Source organism: Escherichia sp. MOD1-EC5990, from assembly GCF_002965285.1.
Taxonomy (GTDB): domain Bacteria; phylum Pseudomonadota; class Gammaproteobacteria; order Enterobacterales; family Enterobacteriaceae; genus Escherichia; species Escherichia coli_F.
Genome location: NZ_PTRV01000012.1, coordinates 1 through 24002 on the forward strand (window position 1 = coordinate 1; position 24002 = coordinate 24002).

Consider the following 24002-nt stretch of genomic DNA (forward strand, 5'->3'; position numbering starts at 1 on the left):
GATGAGGAGTCCGGCCTGTATTACAACCGCCACCGCTATTATGACCCGCTGCAGGGGCGGTATATCACTCAGGATCCGATTGGACTGAAGGGGGGATGGAACCTGTATGGATATCAATTGAATCCGATATCAGACATCGACCCCCTGGGTTTATATATGTGGGAGGATGCAAAATCGGGGGCATGTACTAATGGTCTTTGCGACACACTATCCGCTATGATAGGTCCAGATAAGTTTGATTCTATAGATAGCACCGCATATGACGCCTTAAATAAAATAAATAGCCAATCTATTTGCGAAGATAAAGAGTTCGCTGGTTTAATATGTAAGGATAATAGTGGCAGATATTTCTCAACAGCACCTAACCGAGGAGAAAGAAAAGGATCATATCCATTCAATAGCCCTTGCCCTAATGGTACTGAGAAAGTATCAGCTTATCATACCCATGGTGCAGATAGTCATGGAGAATATTGGGACGAAATATTTTCAGGCAAAGATGAGAAAATAGTTAAAAGTAAAGATAACAATATCAAGTCATTTTATTTGGGCACGCCCATTGGTAATTTTAAAGCAATAGATAACCACGGGAAGGAAATAACAAACAGAAAAGGATTACCTAATGTCTGCAGAGTTCATGGTAATATGTAAAAAAATATTGTTTAGGAACTGTGTCATTGTATCTTTGTTTGTTTTTACATACAACACATGGGCGCAGTGTAATAATAATATTATAATAATGCGCAAGTATGAAAGTGAGGGGAAATATACCGTTAGAAATTTGGTTAAAAATAAAGCTATAGCATTGGAATTAGCTGAGATATATGTTAAGAATCGTTATGGGCATGATGCCGCAGAAGAAGAAAAACCATACAAAATCACTGAGTTAACAACAAGCTGGGTTGTTGAAGGCACCATTCACTCAGACCAAATTGCTGGTGGGGTTTTTATTATAGAAATAGGCAAAAATGATGGGAGAATTCTAAATTTTGGCCACGGAAAATAAGTATGTAAGGATAAACAAACATCGTGTGCGCTGATGGCAGAGTAGGTGGAGGACTCCAGACAGTCAAACGATAGAAAAAGATAGTCTTTATGGATATTCCTACAATGTCGAATACATACCAGAAAAGAAAGGCAAGTAAAGAGTATGGTTTATACAATCAATGTAAGAAACTAAATGATGATGAATTATTTCGCTTACTTGATGATCGCAATTCCTTGAAAAGGATTTCATCTGCCAGAGTATTACAGTTAAGAGGGGGGCAAGACGCTGTTAGATTGGCAATTGAATTCTGCGCTGACAAAAATTATATCCGTAGAGATATCGGAGCATTTATACTCGGGCAAATAAAAATTTGCAAAAAATGCGAAGATAATGTGTTTAATATTTTGAACAATATGGCATTGAATGATAAGAGCGCTTGCGTTCGAGCTACAGCAATCGAGTCAACGGCTCAGCGATGCAAGAAAAACCCAATTTATTCACCTAAAATAGTAGAACAATCTCAAATTACTGCTTTTGATAAATCGGCTAATGTCAGACGTGCTACGGCATTTGCTATTTCTGTTATCAATGATAAAGCAACAATTCCACTATTGATTAATCTGTTAAAAGATCCAAATGGAGATGTCAGAAACTGGGCCGCATTTGCAATAAATATCAATAAATATAACAATAGTGATATTAGGGATTGTTTTGTGGAGATGCTTCAGGATAAAAATGAGGAAGTCCGTATTGAAGCAATAATCGGACTTTCCTACAGGAAAGATAAAAGGGTTTTATCTGTCTTATGCGATGAGTTAAAAAAAAATACTGTTTATGATGATATCATTGAAGCTGCGGGTGAATTAGGTGATAAAACGCTACTTCCTGTTTTAGATACTATGTTGTACAAGTTTGATGACAATGAAATTGTAACTTCCGCTATTGATAAGCTGAAGCGTTCATAGCGTGAGTTGCCTATGCACAGTGGGGTATTCCGGCCGGCACGGTGCAGACGTTCGACCAGCTGGAAAGTAAAATCATTGCTGACCGAGTGAGTGAGGAAAGCCGCCGCTGGCTGGCATCGTGCGGCCTGACGGTGGCGCAGATGCAAAACCAGATGGACCCGGTGTACACGCCGGCGCGAAAAATCCACCTGTACCACTGCGACCATCGCGGCCTGCCGCTGGCGCTTGTCAGCACGGAAGGGGCAACAGCGTGGTACGCAGAATATGATGAATGGGGCAACCTGCTGAATGAAGAGAACCCGCACCAGCTGCAGCAGCTCATCCGGCTGCCGGGTCAGCAGTATGATGAGGAGTCCGGCCTGTATTACAACCGCCACCGCTATTATGACCCGCTGCAGGGGCGGTATATCACTCAGGATCCGATTGGACTGAAGGGGGGATGGAATTTTTATGAGTATCCGTTGAATCCGGTTCAGTATATAGACCCTTTTGGATTAGCTGATATGAATTTCTATGATGAGGGGCTACGCAGAAATGTATCACTGCATGCTGCAACAGATAAAATAAATATTCCTGGCGTTTTTACTATTGGAGGACATGGATATCCTGGTTTTATTACAGATGAAAATGGAAACTATGAAACTGCTGAGGGATTAGCCAAGAGAATCAGAGCTAATCCACGCTATAAAAAGGGAATGTCTGTTTGGTTATTCTCATGTGGTACAGCCAGAGAGGGAGATAAATCTTTTGCCAGCAAGTTAGCCAGAGCACTTCATGCAAATGTCACTGGAGCTGATACACAATGGCAAGTATGGATGGCGTGGAATAATAATACTCCTCTTTTTAATACGATCCAAACAGGACTTACGGATAATATCTCGGCAATTGACACAAGTAATAATGTCATAACTGGTAATAATATGGGCCGCTGGATAACGTTTGGACCTTCAGGCCAACCCATTTCTTCCACTCCTGGCAAAGTTATGAGACCAAGTGATATAAAATAACAAAGGTGGCAACATGAAGCGTTTTTTATTTATTCTGATTGCAAATATTTTCTTTTTCTCTTGTGGTTCATATGGAGGTGAAATCTCCCCCACTGTTAAACTTCATAACATTGAAATAAGCTCAACATCTGAATCATTTAATTTAAGTGAAAATCAAAGATATGAATTTGATATTAAATCTGAGGGCGGGGATGGTGATGCATCATATCGATTACATCAATATTATACATATGTTTACTTTAATATACCCAAGCAAATTAAATATCTGGCAAGGGCTGCATCTCAAGGAAATATCACAGCGCAATATAATTATGCTATGATTCTATCCTCAGAGGAGGACGATTCCTATTTAAAATATTATAATTTAGATAATGCAATTAATTGGCTGAAAATGGCTGCCTCACATGGTTATATTAAAGCCGAAGTTGAATTGCTAAGGCTTGAAAGACTAAAAGAAACTATGAGGTTAGGGAAAGATCATCCAATGCCGTAGGCACAAAGATGCAAGGCAAGATATTTTTCATATTATAAGCATAATGTTGTGAAAAGCGGGGCTGCGATTGTATTAAAGCCATTCTTCTGGCTTCTGAAGGCTGAAATTCAGTCATGATTACTCAGGCTCTGCGCCTGCATCAGACCACCGTTGATCACCATATCCATGAGTTTATGAATAAAGGGCAGGGAAAGATCACGTAACGCTGCTTTTTTGTACTAAACAATTCGCATTTTATGTTTAAAAATTGAGATATTCCTCATTACCTAAAGCTGTTTTCCATTGCTTATACATGATCAAATACTCCTTACATAATTAAGGAGAACAAAATGGAACTTAAAAAATTGATGAAACATATTTCTATTATCCCCGATTACAGACAAGCCTGGAAAGTGGAGCATAAATTGTCAGATATTCTACTGTTGACTATTTGTGCCGTTATTTCTGGTGCAGAAGGTTGGGAAGATATAGAGGATTTTGGGGAAACTCATCTCGATTTTTTGAAGCAATATGGTGATTTTGAAAATGGTATTCCTGTTCACGATACCATTACCAGAGTTGTATCCTGTATCAGTCCTGAAAAATTTCACGAGTGCTTTATTAACTGGATGCGTGACTGCCATTCTTCAGATGATAAAGACGTCATTGTAATTGATGGAAAAACGCTCCGGCACTCTTATGACAAGAGTCGCCGCAGGGGAGCGATTCATGTCATTTCTCGCGTCAGTCCTTGCGGGGAGCGGGCTTTCGTAATCTTGCCCTGAATACCGGACTGAGTATCAAAAAGCCGGTTAACTGAAACTGTCCTGGTTTGGTGGTCAGTTCATAAACGCCTTATCCGGCCTAAAAACAACTACAATTCAATAAATTGTACCGATGCGTAGACCCTATAAGCTTACGCATCGGGCACTGTAATTACGCCATTGTCCCAATCGTCTTCCTGAATCGCAGCAGCGCGATGGTGAAAAACGCGCCGCCAATTGCCATTAGCGTCAGGAACTGCGGCCAGACGATTTCGAATCCGGCACCCCGGTAGAGGATGGCCTGCGCGAGGCTGACAAAGTGTGTCGTCGGCATGGTCAGCATAATGTCCTGCACCATCTGCGGCATACTTTCGCGCGGCGTGGAGCCACCGGAAAGCATTTGCAGCGGCAGTAGCACCAGAATCACCAGCAGCCCCAGTTGCGGCATTGAACGCGCTATCGTCCCCATAAAAATGCCGATTGACGTGGTGGCAAACAGACTGAGCGCCACGCCAAGCATAAACAGCGGGATCGAGCCTTCTATCGGTACGCCCAGCACGCCTTTTACCATCAGCACCAGCGATAATCCCGATACCACCAGCACCACCAGCCCCATCGACCAGACCTTCGCCATCATGATCTCAAACGGCGTTATCGGCATCACCAGTAAGTGTTCCACCGTGCCGTGTTCACGCTCGCGGATCAGCGCCGATCCGGTCAGTACAATCGCCAGCATGGTAATGTTGTTGATGATCGCCATCACCCCGCCAAACCACGCGGGATCGAGGTTCGGATTAAAGCGCATGCGGGTTTCCAGCGATACCAACGGTTCGCTGTTATCACGGTAACGCGCGACAAAGCTGTTCACTTCACCGTTGATAATATTCTGGATATAACCGTTGCCAGTGAATGCCTGGCTCATGCGCGTGGCATCGACGTTCACCTGAATATCCGGCTGGCGTCCTGCGAGGACATCACGCTGAAAATTAGGCGGAATATTTATCGCGAAGGTATAGCGTCCGGCGTCCAGCCCGGCATCCATCTCATCGGCGGTGATCATCTCCGGTGGCAAAAACCACGGGCGATAGAAGCTGTTAACGATCCGGTTCGATAACTGCGATTGATCCATATCGGCAATGGCGATCGGCGCGAGGTTCAATGATCCTGGCGTGACGGTCGCTGACGAATACACCGACACTGTAAACGAGAAGACAATCAACGTCAGCATCGCTTTATCACCGAGCAGACTGCGCAACTCTTTGATACCCAGATTAAAAATATTGCGTAAATGGCGCATCATCCCTCCTGTTTTTTCAGCAGCAGGATGCTTAAGCCCATCACCAGTGGAATGGCTATCAGCAACGGGATAAAAAGTTGCCACAAATCAGTCAGATCCAGCGCCTTCGAGAACGTCCCGCGGGCGATAGTCAGAAAATGACTGGTCGGGTAAACCTCGCCGATCCAACGTCCCGGACCTTCCAGCGAAGCTACCGGATCGATCATCCCGGAAAACTGTGTCGCCGGAATCAACGTGATAATCGCCGTACCGAAAATGGCGGCAATCTGGCTTTTCATAAAAGTAGAGATCAGCAGCCCCATTCCGGTGGCAATGATGATATACAGCAGCGCCGCCAGGGTGAGCGTCAGGAAACTGCCTTTATGCGGCACGCCAAACACAAACACCGACAGGGCGCAGAGCAGGAAAAAGTTCAGCATTCCCAGCCCGATGTACGGTAGCTGTTTGCCAAGCAAAAATTCGCTACGGGTGGTAGGAGTCACGTAAAGGTTGATAATCGACCCCAACTCTTTTTCCCGCACTACGCTAAGGGCGCTTAACATCGACGGAATCATCATCAGCAACAGCGGGATCACCGCCGGAACAATCGCTGGCAGGCTTTTTACGTCCGGGTTATAGCGATAGCGTGTCTCAATATTCATCAGCCCGCTTTGGCTCGCGGGCGTGGATTGCCGACTCGCCACATCCTGTAGCCAGCTCTGGTGCATGGCCTGCACGTAACCTTTTACCGTTTCGGCGCGACTCGGCATCGCACCGTCGATCCAGACACCGAGTTCCACGGGCGTACCCCGCGCGATATCGCGCCCGAAATTGGGTGGGATTTCAATAGCCACGGTGATATCGCCCGCACGCATCCGGCGATCAAGCTCGTCATAACTGGTGAGCGGCGGCTGCTCGATAAAGTAACGGGAACCGGAGAGATTGAGCGTCCACGCCTGGCTACTGACGGTCTGGTCACGGTCGAGCACCGCAAAGCGCAGATTTTCCACATCCATACTGATGCCGTAACCCATTATCAGCATCAGGATCACCGTTCCCATCAGCGCCAGCGTCGAACGTACCGGATCGCGGCGCAGTTCCAGTGCTTCGCGACGGCTGTAGCTAAACAGACGTCGCAGGCTAAATCCCTGACGCGGCGCGTGGGTGGTGTCATGTACCACAGGCGGCGCTTCGGCTTCGTTGCTCTGCCCTGCCGCTTCCTGCAAATAGGCGATAAATGCCTCTTCCAGACTGGCGGCTCCGCGTTTCTCAACCAGTTCCTGCGGGGTACCGCTGGCAAGCACTTTTCCGGCGTGCATTAGTGAGATGCGGTCGCAGCGTTCCGCTTCGTTCATAAAGTGGGTGGAGATGAAAATGGTCACTTTGTCCTGGCGCGAAAGATCGACCATTAACTGCCAGAACATATCCCTCGCCACCGGATCGACGCCAGAAGTTGGCTCATCGAGGATTAACATCTCCGGGCGATGAATCACCGCCACCGCCAGCGAAAGCCGCTGGCGAATGCCGAGCGGCAATGACTCCGGCAGAACATCTTCAACGTCGTTGAGCTTAAAACGCTCACTCATTTCAGCCACTCGCGCGGGAATTTCCGCTTCCGGAATGTGAAACAAACGGGCATGTAACTCCAGGTTTTGCCGCACGGTGAGTTCGTTATAGAGCGAAAACGCCTGCGACATATAGCCCACCCGACGGCGAGTATCGATATCTTTTGGATCAACCGGTTGCCCGAACAGCCACGCCTCACCTTCGCTGGCAGGCAGCAGTCCGGTAAGCATTTTCATGGTGGTGGATTTACCGCAGCCGTTCGAACCGAGGAAGCCAAAAATCTCCCCGCGTGGAATGCGGAAATTGACGTGATCAACGGCAACGAAGGAACCAAAACGCATGGTCAGATCGCGCGCTTCGATGGCAATCTCTGCGTTTTCAGGTTGATACGGTGGGATCACTACCGCCTGATGCGCCTGCCGTTGTGCTTGCGGTAACAGATTTATAAATGCTTCTTCCAGCGTGGCGCTTTGCGTTTGCTGCCGCAGTTCTTCGGCGCTGCCAGTCGCCAGTACTTCTCCGGCATTCATCGCTACCAGCCAGTCGAAGCGTTCCGCCTCTTCCATATAGGCGGTGGCAACCAGCACGCTCATATTGCTCTGCCGCTGGCGAATACTGTCGATCAGATCCCAGAACTGGGCGCGAGAGAGCGGGTCAACCCCCGTTGTTGGCTCATCAAGAATCAACAATTCCGGGTCGTGGATTAACGCACAGCACAGCCCCAGCTTTTGCTTCATCCCGCCGGAGAGTTTACCTGCCGGACGATCGCGAAACGGTGCTAACCCGGTGCTGGTCAGCAGCTCATTAATTCGGACTTCCCGCTCCGCTTTGTCGTGACCGAACAGGCGGGCGAAAAAATCGACGTTTTCATACACCGACAAGGTGTGGTAGAGGTTTTTGCCCAGTCCCTGCGGCATCCAGGCAATGCGCGGGCAGACGTCACGGCGATGCCTCGGGTCGCGCATATCGCCGCCCAGCACGATCACGTTGCCCTGCTCAATGACGCGGGCACCGGAAATCAGTGACAACAAACTCGACTTCCCAACGCCGTCCGGGCCAATCAGCCCGACCATGCAGCGGGCCGGAATATCGAGAGTGATATTGTTCAGCGCAACGGTTTTTCCATAATGCTGGCTCACGCCCGCCAGTTGCGCGACAGGCGGGACGGGAACCAGTTCCAGATGCGTCATTGCGGCAACCTCACCGCAAGGTCGTCAGGCCACGGAAGTTCTTCGTTCACCCGCACCCACGCTACGCCCGGCAATCCGGTTTTGACATATTCCAGATGTTGCTGGAGTAATTCCGGTGGGATACGCGCTTTGACGCGGAACATCAGTTTCAGTCGTTCATCGCTGGTTTCGACAGTTTTTGGCGTGAACTGGGCGACGCTGGCGACAAAACTGATGGTCGCCGGAATACGCAGATCTGGCGCGGCATCGAGGATTAGCCGTGCTTCACCGCCCAGTTTCAGCGTGCCCGCCTGTTCGGTTGGCAGGAAGAAGGTCATATAGACGTCGCTGAGATCGACCATATTCAGCACCCGACCGCCTGCTGCCAGCACTTCGCCTGGTTCAGCAACCCGATACTGCACGCGTCCGTCACGCGGGGCTTTCAGTTCACTATCATCGATATCTGCGGCAATGCGCCGCTCAGTGGCTTGTGCCGCTTCGACGCGCGTTTGCGCCTGAATGATATTGGTACGTGCCGCTTCTATAGCCGCTTTAGAAGCCGAAACCTGGGCTTTTGCCGATTCCAGCGCAGCACGGGCGCTTTCAGCAGCGGCGCGGTCGTCGTCCAGCTGTTGCGCAGAAATAGCCCCTCGTTGGGCGAGTGAGCGGGAACGCGTATGACGTTTAGCCACGGAGTCCAGTTCTGCCTGGCGTTGATTAACCAGCGACTGTGCGGCGCGAGTTTCGCTTTGCCGTTGCTCCAGCAAAGCCTGCGCGGCGGCAACTGCGCTTTGTGCCTCTTTGATTTGCGCGATGGCTTCCAGTCGCTGTTCCTGCAACACGCGAGTATCCATCTTCGCCAATACTTCACCTTCACGAACAAACTGGCCTTCTTTCACCAGAATGGTGTCGATACGCCCGGCAATTTTGCTGGCGATATCCACTTCTGTCGCTTCAATACGCCCATTGCTGACGGCAAAGCCTTCCGGCACACCTGCCGGGCGCAACAGCCACCATGCCACGACAGCAACCACTGCCAGTAACCCGACAACCCACCACGCCAGATGGCGCTTACTCTTATCCATAATCGATCCGCCATAATCCCTGTAAGCAAACGACACGTGTTACAACTGCCGCCGAACAACGTTCAGCGGATTCATCCATCCGGGATAAGAAGGAAACGGCAAATACGACCAGCGCACAGAGTATTGAGCGCCAACGGGGAAGGCTTAGTGAAAACGGGTAGTAATGTTGTCATCATCAGCATTCCTGGCCGTAAATGAAACACGCATACTCATAAGTGTGATCTATAAAACTGGCTGACAAAATGGTATCCATCCTGATGGATAACGTTTCACGCCTGTTCAGTTGCAGGAACAGCGCCTTCCTTTTTACGTTTTATCAACAGTCTCAACCAGATAGTAACATTAATATTCATGTTGTCTATGGTTCAAAGCTGTAACAGCGTGCGCCTTCTACTCAAAGGCATAAGTTCATTTCTGTTTTTTTCATGCTGGTAAGACGTCCAGGGAGCGGTTACCTCAGGCCCTGCACCAGGATTAATTTGGCAATTATGCATACTGTACATTCTTCCGGCATGTTTACTGTCACGGGCGTTCAGACCTAAAACAGCCCCCATTTCACCTATGAGTTCTCTTCCACCATTACCGTTATGTGCAACAACTTGATTTATACCTAACATTTGTGAGCATGCTAATAGTGCTTCAAGTTTGGGCCTGTAATCTGTCGAGATGGAAAAATAACGATTAAAAGATTGACAAGAGATGGCCCGGCTAATTTTAAATTTTTTACCATTAATTATGGTATGATGCTTTTTATTAATGATTGCCGCTAATTCGACCGGATCGAGAACATTGGTCATTTCATCTTTAGAGACTGTTATCGGACCTAAAATGTAACGTTCGCGTTGTATGTCGAAAGTTATCCCATGATGATTTGCCATTATTTTATATTTGGGGTCATAGAAACATACAGGATAATCTTTTATCCCAGCGTAGGTATCTTCATTAAGTGGTTTCATGCGCGTGAAGTTCTGCATATAGTTACCATTGCAATTTGTTTCATGATTTCCAGCTAATACATGAACATTTTCATTGATACTCATTATGCGTTTTAACAAATCGATGATAAATTGATCGCCACAGATATTACTAAACCGATCGCCGGTTTGGTCACCCAGAAACGTACATGGCGTCACTGCGCCTTTATTAATAACCAAATAAGGCTGAAGACTTTCTAAAACTATATCTCTTCTGTTCAGAATACTGATTATTGTATTAACATTAGTGTCAAGTTGCTCATTAAAGTTCTCCCTTAGCAATACGTTGAGAACTTCATCTTCTATATTAAGCAACTGACTAAGGAAATTTTCTCCTTCAGCCATAATACCCAAATGACCTGTTGCAGTAAGCGCATACAAAACGGCACCGACTGAGCCATCGGTATCACCGAAATAGGTCGGTCTGGTACTTGTAGGATCAACGGGTGAGCAATTTGAGAAATAGACTCTATTAGCAAAATGGGCCTTTATTACTGTTTCGAATTTAATATCAAATATATTGTATTGCGAAGTTTTCCAGTCCCAGAGGGGTTTGTACGACTCAGTAACTACAATATCATTCATATTACCATCTTCTGTCATGGCATTAAGAAAACAAACAATGCTGCGCCAATTTATTTCTATGTTATCAAGAGGGCAACCGTAATTTTTTCCATTAATTGTCACAATAAACTGATAACTATTATTCCTGCGTAGGATATGAACACGCATGCCCGATAGCATACTATATTTTTCTGATTGATACGTCTGTATGGAAAATGAAATCTTGTCATCTTGAAAAGATTGTTGGAAACGTTCTATTTGCCAGTCATCTATTTTTTCCACAACTTCACCGAGCATTGTCCTGGCAATACTTGATATGTCATCACCTAAGCCATTTGCTATATACCCAAACAGTTCTTTAGTGAAGTTGGTAACATGATCTTGCATAATATCATTTGCGGGGATTGTCGTCGTACTGTCGTGAGTACCGGTCACAGCTCCAATTTTCATTTTTTACCTCATGCTATTCACTGCGAGGAATACGTAGTTAATATTTAATCTTATGACATACACCTCATGTTCGATGGAAAAACAATTATATTTTGCACAAATCATTCAGCCTTAAAGCATAATATGAAATTTCTTATCTCAAAGTAGACAAAGTCCCTAGAGATTGTAGAGGCGTTATCAGAACATACCTCTACAATCGATTAAGAAAACCTATGAAATCCTTTCAGGATTAATAAGACATACCACAGTATTCATGGAGTTTTAATGAGATTGAAAACAACTAAGCCCTGATAAATAAATTATTTCATTATTTTTATCACGTACTTTCTTCCGGGAATTTAGACCCATAATACCATTATCAAATAGTTGATTCTGATCTACCCCGAGCCCATGATGGCCATATTTTTGTCTAATGTATTTTCTGGGGTCTTCACATTTGAGTTTCTCTCCACATATGAAGATATGATTACGTGTTGGTCTGAAATCAGTAGTGTTATTAAAATAATCAGCATATAAATCTGTGGGTTTCATAATATTGCTTCGGATTAGATGGAATAGAGGATCATCCATATATTCTTTATGTTTTTTATTAAATATATTAGCTAATTCCTCAGGATCAGTAGGATTTTTCATCTGTTTAAATGGAACCTGCAAAGCACCGAGACAATAACATTTACTTTCTTCATTTCTTATTATTCCGTGATGACTGGTTAAAACTTTCCTTTCTGGGTCATAATTACAAACATCAAGCGTTTTAATTAAGTTATATGTATCACCGGCGGAGAGTCTATGATTTGCTAGTCGTGCACTATAGTTACCATTAAAATTGATTTCATGATTTCCAGCCAGAACGACGACATTTTTATTTATACGACTATCTTTATTACCCTCCATATTTTGCATAGAATTTAGCAAAGTAAGGATATATTGATCTCCAAAAATAGTACTAAACCTGTCGCCTGTATGATCTCCAAGGAAAATACAAGGAGTAATCGCATCGCCTTTTAAAAAAACATGATTATGCAACTTATTCAAGATCATGTCTCTTGCATTTAATAAAGCGTAGAGCTCTCCCATTTTTTTCTTTTCGTATGCAGATGAAGCCATATTTTCGTGATTTAATAATTCACATATTAAACTCCACCCCTCTTCCCGGATGCCTATATGCCCTGAAACGAGCAATGCATAAAGTATAGCGCCTACTCTTCCATCTGTATCGCCAAAATAAGCCGTGTTCATATTTTGTGGGTTAATCACACCACAGTGTTTATAAAAATCTATTTCTGAGAACACAGATTTAACATAGTTATCAAACTTTTCCTTAGTGAGGTTCTCAGTAGAGACATCCCAACGCCAGTCAGGTTTAAAATTACCGCTAAGAAGAGTAAAGAAATTTTCGGATATGATAGAAAGCCCATCAACTTTATAAATTATATCTGATTTATCTCCGGAGAAATTAAAAAAATAATAATCATCCTTACGCTCAATCGTAACGGTAATAGGAGACGATAATTTTAACACATGGTTATTGTCTGGTATAATTGTAAAGATAAACGTGTCAGTATCCATGTTGGCGAAACTATTATATTCTTGGATATCTATAGAAGGTTCACTATTGTAAAGCGATGTTTTCACCGTCTGATGAAAATAGTCATTTACATTCCAGTGACCATATTGCAGGAAATAGATGATATGCAGGCCTGCATCGTTACCTATTTGCGAAAATTTATCCAGTATATTAACTTCAACTGTCTTTGAAAGATGTTTTTTATCAACCTTGCCATGGTGTTGATGATTGTTAACTTTATCTGAATGCTTATATTGATGGCTTAAGGAGTTGTTTCCAATCAGATTATGAATTGCTTTCATAAATAACCTATGATATTTTTGAATTGTTTGTTACAAAATAAACGATACATGTCTGAAAGACATATTTACGACGATATAAAGCAATAATAATTATATGTTCGCTGATTTTAAACACCGAGACTATCCGGTCTTTTACCAATAATGAAAAATAATCCCTCCCTGGAAGATAATTGTAAAGAACTACAGAATAAGAATTAATCTTAGGATAAATATTTATTTACCATGGCCTTTTGAACGCTGAAAAGTGGCACTCGGCAAAGTAAACCCAGCTATAGTTATGCTATGCATTTGTCTTTAATGATATCTCGTCATTTTATTAACAGGCTGAAATTATCATTAATGCACATTTCGATATTAGCAGGGATACCTGAGGAGTTAAAAGTGAACATATATATCGGGTGGCTTTTCAAATTAATCCCCTTGATTATGGGGTTAATTTGTATCGCGTTAGGTGGCTTTGTGCTGGAAAGTTCAGGGCAAAGCGAGTATTTCGTCGCGGGTCATGTGCTGATTTCTCTGGCAGCCATATGCCTGGCATTATTCACTACCGCATTTATTATCATTTCGCAGCTCACGCGCGGCGTTAATACGTTTTACAATACACTGTTCCCCATTATCGGCTATGCGGGGTCAATTATCACCATGATATGGGGTTGGGCACTGTTAGCAGGCAATGATGTGATGGCAGACGAGTTTGTCGCCGGTCATGTAATTTTCGGCGTTGGTATGATTGCCGCCTGTGTATCGACAGTGGCAGCGTCATCCGGTCACTTTCTGCTCATTCCCAAAAATGCATCGGGGAGCAAAAGCGACGGAACGCCGGTACAGGCTTATTCTTCATTAATCGGTAATTGCCTCATTGCCGTTCCCGTATTACTCACCCTGCTCGGTTTCATTTGGTCGATAACGCTGTTACGCAGTGCCGACATAACACCACATTATGTCGCCGGTCACGTATTGCTTGGGTTAACCGCAATCTGTGCCTGTCTCATTGGCCTTGTAGCCACAATCGTCCATCAAACACGTAATACGTTCTCATCCAAAGAGCACTGGCTGTGGTGTTATTGGGTTATTTTTCTCGGCTCAATCACGGTGCTGCAGGGCATATACGTCTTAGTCAGTTCCGATGCAAGCGCTCGACTGGCTCCCGGCATTATTCTCATTTGCCTCGGAATGATCTGTTACAGCATATTCTCAAAAGTCTGGCTACTGGCACTGGTCTGGAGACGTACCTGTTCATTAGCCAACAGAATTCCGATGATTCCCGTCTTCACCTGCCTGTTTTGCCTTTTCCTGGCATCGTTTCTTGCGGAAATGGCGCAGCCCGACATGGGATATTTTATTCCTTCGCGGGTTCTGGTCGGTTTGGGAGCGGTATGCTTTACGTTGTTCTCAATCGTTTCAATATTAGAAGCGGGTTCTGCTAAAAAATAATTGCAACGTACCGGATAAAACCAGCGTCGACCAATTGCGTAACGCTGGTTTTTCTTAGGTATCATGAAATAACTTAACATTGATGGTTAAGTATAAAAAAACAGCAAAGTTACTGTCTTTTTTCAACCTGTTCATATTTTATAAAGATCTGGCCTTCGGTCGATTTTTAATCACCATTCCCCCACCTTATTTTAAGCATGGAGGGTTTCAGTTCACGGGCTTATTAGAAAATAATCACAAGATAGCCACTATCAAAATTAGCTCATTTTTAATGCGGCTCTAATAATTTTCATCTTTAGGTAATAGGTCAGGACGACTTCGCTGCAATCAAATCCTGCGCACAAGCCCACGCACTCGACCACGCCCACTGGAAGTTATAGCCCCCCAGCCAGCCGGTGACGTCCATCACTTCGCCGATGAAATACAGCCCAGGCACTTTGCGCGCTTCCATCGTCCGTGAAGAGAGTTCGTTGGTATCCACGCCGCCGAGCGTCACTTCGGCAGTGCGATAGCCTTCAGTGCCGTTCGGCTGCACACGCCAGTCGGTCAATGTGCTAATCAGTGCCTGTTGGTCACGTACGTTGAGCTGTTTTAGCGAGACATCCGGGATTTGCCCGAGTTGTTGTAAGCGTTCAACCAACCGCTTCGGTAGATGAACCGCCAGTGTGTTTTTCAGGCTCTGATTCGGATGTGCGTTACGCTGTTCATTCAGGAAGGTTTCGAGGTCCACATCCGGTAGCAGATTAATGCTGACAAATTCACCCGGTTGCCAGTAGCTGGAAATCTGCAACACTGCCGGTCCAGACAAGCCGCGATGGGTGAAGAGTAAGTTCTCACGGAAAACGGTGCCGTTTTCAGCCGTAATCACGGAAGGTACCGCCACACCCGCCAGCACCTGTAACTCCTCGAGCAACGGTTTATGCAAAGTGAATGGCACCAGACCCGCGCGGGTCGGCAGCACGTTGAGGCCAAATTGTTCGGCAATCTTATAACCAAACGGCGATGCCCCCAGCCCCGGCATTGACAGCCCACCGGTCGCGATGACCAGTTTTTCGCTACCGACGGTCATGCCATTCAGTTCAAGCGTGAAGCCTGTTTCATCCTTCGCCACACTCAGCACTTCACTTCGCAATCTGAAGGTCACATTGCCCTTCTCGCACTCAGCCACCAGCATGTCGACAATCTGCTGCGCGGAGTCATCACAGAAGAGTTGCCCTAACGTTTTCTCGTGCCAGGCAATGCCGTGTTTATTGACCAGATCAATGAAATCCCACTGAGTAAAACGTGCGAGTGCAGACTTACAAAAATGCGGATTCTGGCTCAGATAAGCGCCTGGTTCGACAAAAAGGTTGGTAAAGTTGCAGCGCCCACCGCCAGACATGAGGATTTTGCGCCCTGGTTTTTTACCATTATCGATCAGCAGAACCCGGCGTCCTGCCTGACCTGCCAGCGCAGAACAGAACATACCCGCCGCACCAGCGCCTATAATAATGGCATCAAACCTTTCCACGTTGCGCTCCTCTAAGAAAAAACGGGCGTGAATTGTAAAGATTCCTCAGTGGTCGCACCAGCATCAATATTACTAAAAGGAAGTATTTGCCTGAATTATATAAGATAATTATTTTTTGAGTGCAATCTATACAGGAGGCAAATCAAAAAAAGTCTATATTTCACTTTGCCCGCGCCGCGAAAGTCACTGATAATGCGCCGCGTTCATGTCCTCAAAATGGCGTAACGTCCTATGCTACATTTGTTTGCTGGCCTGGATTTGCATACCGGGCTGTTATTATTGCTTGCACTGGCTTTTGTGCTGTTCTACGAAGCCATCAATGGTTTCCATGACACAGCCAACGCCGTGGCAACCGTTATCTATACCCGCGCGATGCGTTCTCAGCTCGCCGTGGTTATGGCGGCGGTGTTCAACTTTTTGGGTGTTTTGCTGGGTGGTCTGAGTGTTGCCTATGCCATTGTGCATATGCTGCCGACGGATCTGCTGCTTAATATGGGATCGTCTCATGGCCTTGCCATGGTGTTCTCTATGTTGCTGGCGGCGATTATCTGGAACCTGGGTACCTGGTACTTTGGTTTACCTGCATCCAGCTCTCATACGCTGATTGGCGCGATCATCGGGATTGGTTTAACCAATGCGTTGATGACCGGGACGTCAGTGGTGGATGCACTCAATATCCCGAAAGTATTAAGTATTTTCGGTTCTCTGATCGTTTCCCCTATTGTCGGCCTGGTGTTTGCTGGCGGTCTGATTTTCTTGCTGCGTCGCTACTGGAGCGGCACCAAGAAACGCGCCCGTATCCACCTGACCCCAGCGGAGCGTGAAAAGAAAGACGGCAAGAAAAAGCCGCCGTTCTGGACGCGTATCGCGCTGATCCTTTCCGCTATCGGTGTGGCGTTTTCTCACGGCGCAAATGATGGTCAGAAAGGCATTGGTCTGGTTATGTTGGTACTGATTGGCGTCGCGCCAGCAGGCTTCGTGGTGAATATGAATGCTACTGGCTACGAAATCACCCGTACCCGTGATGCCATCAACAACGTGGAAGCTTACTTTGAGCAGCACCCTGCGCTGCTGAAACAGGCTACCGGTGCTGATCAGTTAGTACCGGCTCCGGAAGCTGGCGCAACGCAACCTGCGGAGTTCCATTGCCATCCGTCGAATACCATTAACGCGCTCAACCGCCTGAAAGGCATGTTGACTACTGATGTGGAAAGCTACGACAAGCTGTCGCTTGATCAACGTAGCCAGATGCGCCGCATTATGCTGTGCGTTTCTGACACTATCGACAAAGTGGTGAAGATGCCTGGCGTGAGTGCAGACGATCAGCGCCTGTTGAAGAAACTGAAGTCCGACATGCTTAGCACCATCGAGTATGCGCCGGTGTGGATCATCATGGCGGTCGCGCTGGCGTTAGGTATCGGTACGATGATTGGCTGGCGTCGTGTGGCAACGACTATCGGTGAGAAAATCGGTAAGAAAGGCATGACCTACGCTCAGGGGATGTCTGCCCAGATGACTGCGGCAGTGTCTATCGGCCTGGCGAGTTATACCGGGATGCCGGTTTCCACTACCCACGTACTCTCCTCTTCTGTCGCGGGGACGATGGTGGTAGATGGCGGCGGCTTACAGCGTAAAACCGTGACCAGTATTCTGATGGCCTGGGTGTTTACCCTTCCGGCTGCGGTACTGCTTTCCGGCGGGCTTTACTGGCTCTCCTTGCAGTTCCTGTAATCGCACGCACCAAAACGAGCGGGTCAGCTGGCCCGCTTCAGATTGTTGACATAGTGCGCTTTGTTCATGCCGGATGCGGCGTGAACGCCTTATCCGGCCTACAAAAACATGCAAATTCAATAGATTGCAGAGATTATGTAGGCCTGATAAGCGTAGCGCATCAGGCAATTTTGCGTTTGTAATCAGTCTCGAGCGGGTCAGTTTGCTGGCCCGCTTTTTTTATGCGTTATTTTTGCTGAAGTGCTTAATGCCAAATCATCAATGCAATCAGACTGACCACCACCAGACCACACAATGCGCTGGTCAGAATAAACTGCCGACGCACCCGCTCACAGCGGCGAATAAACTCATCATCGTGATGATCGCGATAACGTTGGGCATAGATATACCAAACGAGACGCACCTGTTTGTTGGGTTGGCCATGTGAGGTAAAAAAGCCCCCTCCATCAACATATTGATAGAGCAATGGATCGCAGTTACGCAGTACCACTAACAACGCGCGTAGTGATGAGAAATAGCGCGCCATGTTAACAATGCAAACGACACATAAAGCCCAAAATAATGCGACGGTGCTTATCATACCTCCTCCCCGGCGACCTGCCCGCGGAGTTCCACCCCGGGGCTACCGCTCCCGATACGCTGCCAATCAGTTAACACCAGGTCCTGGAGAAACCGCTTTTGTGGTGACCAACATCCGAGCGGCTCTATAGATAGTGTAGGAGATCAGGTTGTTTTTTTTCCAGAAGGTTAACCACTATCAATATATTCATGCCGAAAATTTGTTTATCTAACGGGTAAGCAAGGCGGATTGACGGATCATCCGGGTCGCTATAAGGTAAGGATGGTCTTAACACTGAATCTTTACGGCTGGGTTAGCCCCGCGCACGTAGTTCGCAGGACGCGGGTGACGTAACGGCACAAGAAACGCTAGCTGGCCAGTCATCGACAACTTTATGGAAGGAGTAACACTATGGCTTATAAACACATTCTCATCGCGGTCGATCTCTCCCCGGAAAGCAAAGTTCTGGTAGAGAAAGCAGTCTCTATGGCTCGCCCCTACAATGCGAAAGTTTCTCTGATCCACGTAGATGTAAACTACTCTGACCTATACACCGGGCTTATTGATGTGAATCTGGGTGATATGCAGAAACGCATCTCTGAAGAGACACATCATGCGCTGACCGAGCTTTCCACTAATGCAGGCTACCCAATCACTGAAACCCTGAGCGGCAGCGGCGATCTGGGCCAGGTTCTGGTCGATGCAATCAAGAAATACGATATGGATCTGGTGGTTTGTGGTCACCACCAGGACTTCTGGAGCAAACTAATGTCTTCCGCACGTCAGCTGATCAACACCGTTCACGTTGATATGCTGATTGTTCCGCTGCGCGACGAAGAAGAATAATCTTCCCTCCACGACGTGTGCCTGAACGCCCGCATATGCGGGCGTTTTGCTTTTTGGCGCGCCTTGTTACCTGATGCAGCGTATACGCCTTATCTGGCCTACGATCTGCGTACGCAATCAAAATCCCCAGCCAATACAACATTTAACACCATCATATTTTCCATCATTAGTGTGATCAGCTGGTTATTTTCTGTTGTAATAGTGTATTAATCTATTCACCGCATCAATATTAAGAATCTCTGACAGATGTAAACTTTTTCGCGCGTTATCCCTTACGCGTTCATACTTTTCAGGATGGTATTGGAAGGTTAATAAATATGAATACAACAACACCCATGGGGATGCTGCAGCAACCTCGCCCATTTTTCATGATCTTTTTTGTCGAGTTATGGGAGCGATTCGGCTACTACGGCGTGCAGGGCGTACTGGCGGTTTTCTTCGTTAAACAGCTTGGATTCTCGCAAGAACAGGCTTTTGTCACCTTTGGTGCGTTTGCTGCGCTGGTCTATGGCCTCATCTCCATTGGCGGCTATGTCGGCGACCACCTACTGGGGACCAAACGCACCATTGTTCTTGGAGCGCTTGTGCTGGCGATTGGCTACTTCATGACCGGGATGTCGCTACTTAAGCCTGACCTGATTTTCATCGCCCTGGGCACTATCGCTGTCGGTAACGGCCTGTTTAAAGCTAACCCCGCCAGCTTGCTTTCGAAGTGCTATCCGCCGAAAGATCCACGGCTTGATGGCGCATTCACCCTGTTCTATATGTCGATCAATATCGGCTCGTTGATAGCGTTATCGTTGGCCCCTGTGATCGCTGATAGATTCGGCTATTCAGTCACCTACAACCTGTGCGGTGCGGGATTAATTATCGCGCTATTGGTTTACATCGCCTGTCGCGGAATGGTGAAAGACATTGGTTCTGAACCCGACTTCAAGCCGATGAGCTTCAGCAAACTGTTGTACGTGTTACTTGGCAGCGTGGTGATGATCTTCGTCTGTGCATGGCTGATGCACAACGTAGAAGTCGCCAATCTAGTGCTGATTGCTCTCTCCATCGTCGTCACCATCATCTTCTTTCGTCAGGCATTCAAGCTGGATAAAACCGGGCGTAATAAAATGTTTGTCGCCTTTGTTCTGATGCTCGAAGCGGTGGTGTTTTACATTCTCTACGCCCAGATGCCAACGTCGCTGAACTTCTTTGCCATCAACAACGTGCATCATGAAATTCTCGGCTTTTCCATCAACCCGGTCAGCTTCCAGGCGCTTAACCCGTTCTGGGTGGTACTCGCCAGCCCAATACTGGCAGGTATCTACACGCATTTGGGTAACAAAGGCAAAGACCTCTCGATGCCGATGAAATTTACTCTCGGTATGTTTATGTGCTCGCTGGGCTTTTTGACGGCTGCAGCTGCGGGAATGTGGTTTGCTGATGCACAAGGACTGACATCGCCGTGGTTTATCGTGCTGGTTTACTTGTTCCAGAGCCTGGGTGAACTGTTTATTAGCGCCCTTGGCCTGGCGATGATTGCTGCCCTGGTGCCGCAGCATTTGATGGGCTTTATTCTCGGGATGTGGTTCCTGACGCAGGCTGCCGCGTTCTTGCTGGGCGGCTATGTGGCAACATTTACCGCAGTACCAGACAACATTACCGATCCGCTTGAGACGTTGCCCGTCTATACCAGCGTGTTTGGTAAAATTGGCCTGGTTACGCTGGGCGTTGCAGTAGTGATGCTGTTGATGGTGCCGTGGCTGAAACGCATGATTGAGACGCCGGAAAGCCATTAATTATTCTTGCAGAACACAGGGTAGCAATAACACTACCCTGCTTTAGTTTCACACCGGCGTACCTGCATAAATATCAAAGCGATGCCCTTTGGTAACTACCGCGTTTGGCGTGGCGACATTCGCCAGCGGTGGCGCGTAGTCCGGGCGCTTTACCACCACGCGTTTGGTCGCCAGCAAGCGTGCAGGCTCCAGCAATCCATCAGCGTCGAGATCCGGCCCCACCAGCGACTGGAACACGCGCATCTCTTTTTTCACCAGCGCGCTTTTCTGCTTATGCGGGAACATCGGGTCGAGATAGACCACCTGCGGGCGGGGAGTAATATCGGTTAGCGCCGTCAGGCTGGAGGCGTGGATTAACTGTAAACGCTCCTGCAACCAGCCGCCGATTTCCGCATCCGCATAACCACGCGCCAGGCCGTCGTCGAGCAATGCAGCAACCACCGGATTACGCTCCAGCATCCGCACGCGGCAGCCGACTGAAGCCAGCACAAAGGCATCGCGCCCCAGTCCTGCGGTAGCGTCCACCACGTCCGGGAGATAATCGCCTTTAATGCCCACCGCTTTCGCCACCGCCTCACCGCGTCCACCGCCAAATTTGCGACGGTGCGCCATCGCTCCGCCAACAAAATCAACAAAGATGCCACCAAGCTTCGGCTCATCACGCTTGCGCAGTTCCAGATGCTCCGGTGTTAACACCAGCGCCATCAGGTTGTCTTCATCGTGCTCCAGCCCCCAGCGAGCCGCCAGAACAGATAAGGCACCGTCTCCGGTGCCTGTTTCATCAATTAAGCAGATTTTCACTGAATGATCAGCCCTTAATGCCGTAATGCTCCAGCATCGCATCCAGTTGCGGTTCACGACCACGGAAGCGTTTGAACAGATCCATCGGCTCTTCTGAACCGCCACGGCTCAGAATGTTGTCGAGGAACGACTGCCCGGTTTCACGGTTGAAAATACCCTCTTCCTCAAAGCGTGAGAAGGCATCTGCCGCCAGTACGTCAGCCCACAGGTAGCTGTAGTAACCTGCCGCATAACCACCGGCGAAAATATGGCTGAAAGCGTGCGGGAAACGGCCCCATGACGGAGACGGTACCACGGCAACCAGTTTTTTGATTTCTGCCAGAGTTTCGAGGATTTTCGCCCCCTGATCCGGACGGAATTCTGCATGTAGACGGAAATCGAACAGGCCGAACTCCAGCTGACGCAGAATAAACAGCGCCGCCTGGTAGTTCTTCGCCGCCAGCATTTTATCCAACAGTTCTTTCGGCAGCGGTTCGCCAGTCTCATAGTGACCGGAGATAAACGCCAGCGCCTCCGGCTCCCAGCACCAGTTTTCCATAAACTGGCTCGGCAGTTCGACCGCATCCCACGGTACCCCGCTGATCCCGGATACACCGGCGGTTTCAATGCGGGTCAGCATATGATGCAGACCATGACCGAACTCGTGGAACAGCGTGATTACTTCGTCATGGGTAAACAGCGCTGGTTTACCATTCACCGGGCGGTTGAAGTTACATGTCAGGTACGCGACCGGTTTTTGCAGCGAACCGTCGGCTTTACGCATCTGGCCTACGCAGTCATCCATCCACGCCCCGCCACGCTTGTTTTCACGGGCATACAGGTCGAGGTAGAAGCTGCCGCGCAGTTCGTTGTTCTCGTCATACAGTTCGAAGAAACGGACATCCGGATGCCAGACATCAACATCTTTGCGCTCTTTAGCGGTGATGCCGTAAATACGTTTCACCACTTCAAACAAGCCGTTAACCGCTTTGTTTTCCGGGAAGTACGGACGCAGCTGTTCGTCGCTGATGCTGTAAAGATGCTGTTTCTGTTTTTCGCTGTAGTAAGCGATATCCCACGGCTGCAACTCATCGACGCCAAATTCGGCTTTGGCGAAGGTGCGCAGCTGTGCCAGCTCTTTTTCACCCTGCGGACGGGCGCGTTTTGCCAGATCGGTTAAGAAATCAAGCACCTGCTGCGGGTTTTCTGCCATTTTAGTGGCAAGGGATTTAAAGGCGTAGTTTTCAAAGCCCAGCAGTTGCGCCAGTTCGTGACGCAGCGCGAGGATCTCTTCCATCACCTTGCTATTGTCCCACTTACCGGCGTTCGGGCCTTGATCGGAAGCGCGAGTGCTGTAAGCGCGATACATCTCTTCACGCAAGGCCTGGTTGTCGCAGTAGGTCATTACCGGCAAATAGCTTGGGATATCCAGCGTCAGCAAGTAGCCTTCCAGTTCTTTCGCTTCGGCCTGGGCTTTTGCCGCCGCCAGCGCGCTTTCTGGCATACCCGCCAGTTCCGCTTCGTCGGTAACGAGTTTGGTCCAGCCCATCGTCGCATCAAGGACGTTGTTGCTGTACTGGTTGCCCAGTTCGGAAAGACGGGTAGCAATTTCGCCGTAGCGTTGCTGTTTCTCTTTCGGCAGACCGATGCCAGAGAGTTCAAAATCACGCAGGGCGTTATCAACCGCTTTCTTCTGCGCCGTATTCAGCGTGGCGTAATGATCGCCATCGCGCAGATCGCGGTACGCTTTATACAGCCCTTCATGTTGCCCTACCCAGGTGCTGTATTCCGACAGCAGTGGCAGGGTTTGTTCGTAGGCTTCACGCAGTTCCGGGCTATTTTTCACCGAGTTCAGGTGGCTGACCGGGGAGAAGATACGCCCCAACACATCGTCCACTTCCGCCAGCGGCTGGCAGAGATTTTCCCAGGTGTACGGTGCCCCTTGCGCTACTACGCGCTCCACATTTTCGCGGCAGTCATTCAATGCCTTCGTCACGGCTGGAACGACATGTTCCGGGAGAATTTTAGAAAACGGAGGCAATTCAAAGGGAGTCAGTAACGGATTCGTCATTAGCGCAGTCCTGGTTAAAGAGGTTAAGGAAGCGCTCAACAGGCGCTTTACATAATGTGTGTAGCATGGGGTTAAGTGTAGTGAATTTCAATGAGAAACGTTACGCTTTCGCGGCGACGGCCTCTTTTCGGTATACTG

General features: G+C 47.7%; 19 protein-coding genes and 3 pseudogenes. 11 read left to right on the top strand and 11 right to left on the bottom strand.

Annotated features, from left to right (window positions below):
* The 7 genes and pseudogenes from BEB42_RS15070 to BEB42_RS15100 all read left to right on the top strand — a co-directional run.
* Positions 1-648 (top strand): DUF4329 domain-containing protein (locus BEB42_RS15070; protein WP_105267435.1); only part of this gene is annotated, 648 nt, incomplete at its 5' end.
* A complete protein-coding gene (gene yhhH / locus BEB42_RS15075) occupies positions 620-1003 on the top strand; it encodes a protein YhhH (RefSeq protein WP_001271680.1) in 384 nt (127 codons plus the stop codon). The genes BEB42_RS15070 and yhhH, both read left to right, overlap by 29 nt.
* A gap of 104 nt (positions 1004-1107) precedes the next feature.
* Positions 1108-1950 carry a HEAT repeat domain-containing protein gene (locus BEB42_RS15080; protein WP_000072864.1) on the top strand — a complete coding sequence of 281 codons (843 nt, stop codon included), beginning with the start codon at positions 1108-1110 and terminating at the stop codon, positions 1948-1950.
* 41 nt (positions 1951-1991) lie between these two features.
* Positions 1992-2957, top strand: a pseudogene (locus BEB42_RS26715) (RHS repeat-associated core domain-containing protein); the annotation flags it as partial.
* 13 nt (positions 2958-2970) lie between these two features.
* The gene (locus BEB42_RS15090) at positions 2971-3450 is read left to right on the top strand and encodes a sel1 repeat family protein (RefSeq protein ID WP_000819540.1); all 480 of its coding nucleotides are present in this window, start codon (positions 2971-2973) and stop codon (positions 3448-3450) included.
* A 65-nt stretch (positions 3451-3515) separates the two neighbouring features.
* A pseudogene (locus BEB42_RS15095) lies at positions 3516-3644 on the top strand (IS630 family transposase); the annotation flags it as partial.
* A gap of 135 nt (positions 3645-3779) precedes the next feature.
* Positions 3780-4178: pseudogene (locus BEB42_RS15100) on the top strand (ISAs1 family transposase); the annotation flags it as partial.
* A gap of 187 nt (positions 4179-4365) precedes the next feature.
* Here the strand turns inward: BEB42_RS15100 and BEB42_RS15105 are convergent.
* The 6 genes from BEB42_RS15105 to BEB42_RS15125 form a co-directional block, all read right to left on the bottom strand.
* Positions 4366-5490, bottom strand: coding sequence for an ABC transporter permease (locus BEB42_RS15105; RefSeq protein ID WP_001314210.1), 1125 nt, complete (start codon positions 5488-5490; stop codon positions 4366-4368).
* The gene (gene rbbA, locus BEB42_RS15110; protein WP_000149114.1) at positions 5490-8225 is read right to left on the bottom strand and encodes a ribosome-associated ATPase/putative transporter RbbA; all 2736 of its coding nucleotides are present in this window, start codon (positions 8223-8225) and stop codon (positions 5490-5492) included. The genes BEB42_RS15105 and rbbA overlap by 1 nt, the downstream gene beginning before the upstream one ends.
* Positions 8222-9289, bottom strand: coding sequence for an HlyD family secretion protein (locus BEB42_RS15115; RefSeq protein ID WP_000361519.1), 1068 nt, complete (start codon positions 9287-9289; stop codon positions 8222-8224). The genes rbbA and BEB42_RS15115 overlap by 4 nt, the downstream gene beginning before the upstream one ends.
* Positions 9290-9360: 71 nt before the next feature.
* Positions 9361-9465: a hypothetical protein gene (yhiY, locus tag BEB42_RS26720; protein ID WP_213054836.1), complete on the bottom strand. Its 105-nt coding sequence runs from the start codon at positions 9463-9465 to the stop codon at positions 9361-9363.
* A 189-nt stretch (positions 9466-9654) separates the two neighbouring features.
* Positions 9655-11277 (bottom strand): DUF4049 domain-containing protein, encoded by a 1623-nt coding sequence (locus tag BEB42_RS15120; protein ID WP_000689576.1) that lies wholly within the window; start codon positions 11275-11277, stop codon positions 9655-9657.
* A gap of 261 nt (positions 11278-11538) precedes the next feature.
* Positions 11539-13146, bottom strand: a complete 1608-nt coding sequence (locus BEB42_RS15125; RefSeq protein ID WP_000643838.1) for a DUF4049 domain-containing protein — start codon at positions 13144-13146, stop codon at positions 11539-11541.
* 381 nt (positions 13147-13527) lie between these two features.
* Between BEB42_RS15125 and BEB42_RS15130 the strand changes: the two genes are divergently transcribed.
* A complete protein-coding gene (locus tag BEB42_RS15130; RefSeq protein WP_105267437.1) occupies positions 13528-14580 on the top strand; it encodes a DUF2776 domain-containing protein in 1053 nt (350 codons plus the stop codon).
* 307 nt (positions 14581-14887) lie between these two features.
* Here the strand turns inward: BEB42_RS15130 and BEB42_RS15140 are convergent, their stop codons facing one another.
* Positions 14888-16090: an NAD(P)/FAD-dependent oxidoreductase gene (locus BEB42_RS15140; protein WP_105267438.1), complete on the bottom strand. Its 1203-nt coding sequence runs from the start codon at positions 16088-16090 to the stop codon at positions 14888-14890.
* A 231-nt stretch (positions 16091-16321) separates the two neighbouring features.
* Here BEB42_RS15140 and pitA point away from each other — a divergent pair, with 231 nt between their 5' ends.
* Entirely contained in the window at positions 16322-17821 is a 1500-nt protein-coding gene (gene pitA, locus BEB42_RS15145) for an inorganic phosphate transporter PitA (protein ID WP_000902780.1), read from the top strand.
* Between the two features lie 244 nt (positions 17822-18065).
* Here pitA and uspB read toward each other — a convergent pair whose 3' ends face one another.
* Positions 18066-18401 carry a universal stress protein UspB gene (uspB, locus tag BEB42_RS15150; RefSeq protein ID WP_000626187.1) on the bottom strand — a complete coding sequence of 112 codons (336 nt, stop codon included), beginning with the start codon at positions 18399-18401 and terminating at the stop codon, positions 18066-18068.
* Positions 18402-18791: 390 nt separating this feature from the next.
* On the opposite strand from uspB, the gene uspA reads away from it, so the two are divergent.
* Positions 18792-19226 (top strand): universal stress protein UspA, encoded by a 435-nt coding sequence (gene uspA, locus BEB42_RS15155; RefSeq protein WP_000323571.1) that lies wholly within the window; start codon positions 18792-18794, stop codon positions 19224-19226.
* Between the two features lie 98 nt (positions 19227-19324).
* Here uspA and BEB42_RS26725 read toward each other — a convergent pair whose 3' ends face one another.
* Positions 19325-19378 (bottom strand): hypothetical protein, encoded by a 54-nt coding sequence (locus BEB42_RS26725; RefSeq protein WP_212591402.1) that lies wholly within the window; start codon positions 19376-19378, stop codon positions 19325-19327.
* 165 nt (positions 19379-19543) lie between these two features.
* Here BEB42_RS26725 and dtpB point away from each other — a divergent pair, with 165 nt between their 5' ends.
* Positions 19544-21013 (top strand): dipeptide/tripeptide permease DtpB, encoded by a 1470-nt coding sequence (gene dtpB / locus BEB42_RS15165; RefSeq protein WP_001098643.1) that lies wholly within the window; start codon positions 19544-19546, stop codon positions 21011-21013.
* Between the two features lie 48 nt (positions 21014-21061).
* On the opposite strand, the gene rsmJ is transcribed toward dtpB, so the two are convergent.
* A complete protein-coding gene (rsmJ, locus tag BEB42_RS15170; RefSeq protein WP_000686620.1) occupies positions 21062-21814 on the bottom strand; it encodes a 16S rRNA (guanine(1516)-N(2))-methyltransferase RsmJ in 753 nt (250 codons plus the stop codon).
* Positions 21815-21821: 7 nt separating this feature from the next.
* Positions 21822-23864: an oligopeptidase A gene (prlC, locus tag BEB42_RS15175; RefSeq protein ID WP_001353599.1), complete on the bottom strand. Its 2043-nt coding sequence runs from the start codon at positions 23862-23864 to the stop codon at positions 21822-21824.
* Between the last annotated feature and the right edge of the window lie 138 nt (positions 23865-24002).